The 1,861-nt window shown below is 65.6% G+C and carries 2 protein-coding genes; both read right to left on the bottom strand.

Annotated features, from left to right (window positions below):
* Positions 1–766 (bottom strand): IS21-like element helper ATPase IstB (gene istB / locus U1E26_04415; GenBank protein ID MDZ4168885.1); only part of this gene is annotated, 766 nt, incomplete at its 3' end.
* Positions 763–1,764: an IS21 family transposase gene (istA, locus tag U1E26_04410; GenBank protein MDZ4168884.1), complete on the bottom strand. Its 1,002-nt coding sequence runs from the start codon at positions 1,762–1,764 to the stop codon at positions 763–765. The genes istB and istA, both read right to left, overlap by 4 nt.
* Between the last annotated feature and the right edge of the window lie 97 nt (positions 1,765–1,861).

Raw genomic sequence — 1,861 nt, 5'->3', positions numbered from 1 at the left:
CCTTGCCGATCCCCACTGCCCCGGCCTTCCTCCGGTCCTTCAGCCGGTAGCTTTCACCTTTGATCGTGATCGTCGTCGAGTGATGCAGAAGACGGTCGAGGATCGCGCTCGCGATCACCGCGTCACCGGAGAAGACCTCACCCCACTCGCCATAGCTCTTGTTGGAGGTGAGCACGATCGAGGCGTGCTCGTAGCGCCTGCACACCACCTCGAACAAGAACCCGGCCTCCGCCGGCTTCAGGGGCAAGAAGCCGACCTCGTCGATGATGAGCAGCCGCGGGTGCGTGAACCCGGCCAGGCGCCTCGAGAACGAGTCGTGGGTGCGGGCCTCGGAGAGGGAGGCTATGAGCTTGGCCGCGGTCGTGAACTTGACTTGCATGCGTCGCCGCGCGGCCTCAAGCCCGATCGCGATGGCGATGTGGGTCTTGCCCACCCCGGGAGGACCGAGGAGCACGACGTTTTCAGCGCGCTCGACGAACGCGCAGCTGCAGAGCTCGGTCACCTGCTTGCGGTTCACGGATGGCTGGAAGCTGAAGTCGAACTCGGCAAGCGTCTTTCTGGCCGGGAAGCCCGCCAGGCGCGCGATCGTCTCGCAACTTCTCGCATCGGTCGCCTCCATCTGGCGTGCGAGCAGACACTCGGTGAAGTCGCAAAACGACCGGTCCTTGGCAGCCGCCTCCTCGGCGAGTGCCGGCAACAGCGCGGGGACGTCGGGCAGGCGCAGCCGGTCACACAGGTGCGCGAGCCGCTCATCGGCGAGACTCACGGGCACACCTCCTCGTAGACGGAAAGCGGGCGGACCTCGACTCTCGGCGAGCTCGTGAAAGCGAAGGATGGTCGGCGCGGCGAGTGTGGCGGGACAAGCGGGTAGGTCGGCACCCAGGGGAGCGCCTCGGAGACCGGCGTGAGACCTTCGCGCGTCAGGCGGTCGACGGGTCTCTCACCGGTGGTGCCGTGCTTGCGCACGTTCGCCTCGGCCTCAAGCCAGGCGAGCACCTGGGTGTTCATGTCCTCGACGTCCGTGAAGGTGCGGCCGACTAGAAACGCGTCTTTCACGTAGCCGATCGAGCGCTCGACCTTGCCTTTGGTCTGTGGCCGCGCGGGGCGGCACAGCTGAGGGCTGAACCCGAAGCGCCCCGCGAAGTCCATGAGCGCCTCGTTGAACGTCACGACCGTGCGCGAGTGGACGAGGGCCACGACCTTCGCGTTGTCGTAGAGCACGCGTCTGGGCATGCCGCCGAAGTAGGCGAATGCGCGCGCATGGGCGGACAAGAAGGCGTCGGTCGCACAACTTGTGGCGAACTCGACGTAGAGGAACCGGGAGAAGCCGAGCAGCATCACGAAAGCGTAGACCCTGGTCGGCACGCCGGCTATGTCATGGGATCCGAGCTCGGCATAGTCCACCTGGGCCTGTTCCCCTGGAGGCGTCTCGAAACGGACGACGGTCGTCTTGCGCGGCACGCGGTGAGGACGCGTGAAGTCCTTGAGTATCGAGATCCCGCCGCCGTAGCCCAGGGCGCGGATCTCGTCGAGAAGCCGCCTCACCGACAGCTCGGGGAACTCCCGAAGACGCTCGAGCAGGTAGTCTTTGTACGGATCGAGCTTGCTCGGCATCGGCTTGCGGTGATACTCGGGCGGCCCATCCCTTCTGAGGGTGGCTTTGACGGTGTTGCGGGAGATCCCGAACTCCCGCGCGATCCGGCTGATCGACGCGCCCGCCTTGTGCATCGAGACGATGTCCACCCAGTCCTCCAGTCGCAACACACCGACCCCTCCTCACACGGCGCCTCCGTGCGAGAAGCCTACAGGGTGGTCAGTTTTCGACCGTCAGTAGGTGTTCATTATTGGACCGTCAGCGACA

This window comes from Coriobacteriia bacterium, from assembly GCA_034370385.1.
Taxonomy (GTDB): Bacteria; Actinomycetota; Coriobacteriia; order Anaerosomatales; family PHET01; genus JAXMKZ01.
Note: the sequence above shows the minus strand (reverse complement) of the source record. Positions and strands in the feature narration are given on the sequence as shown.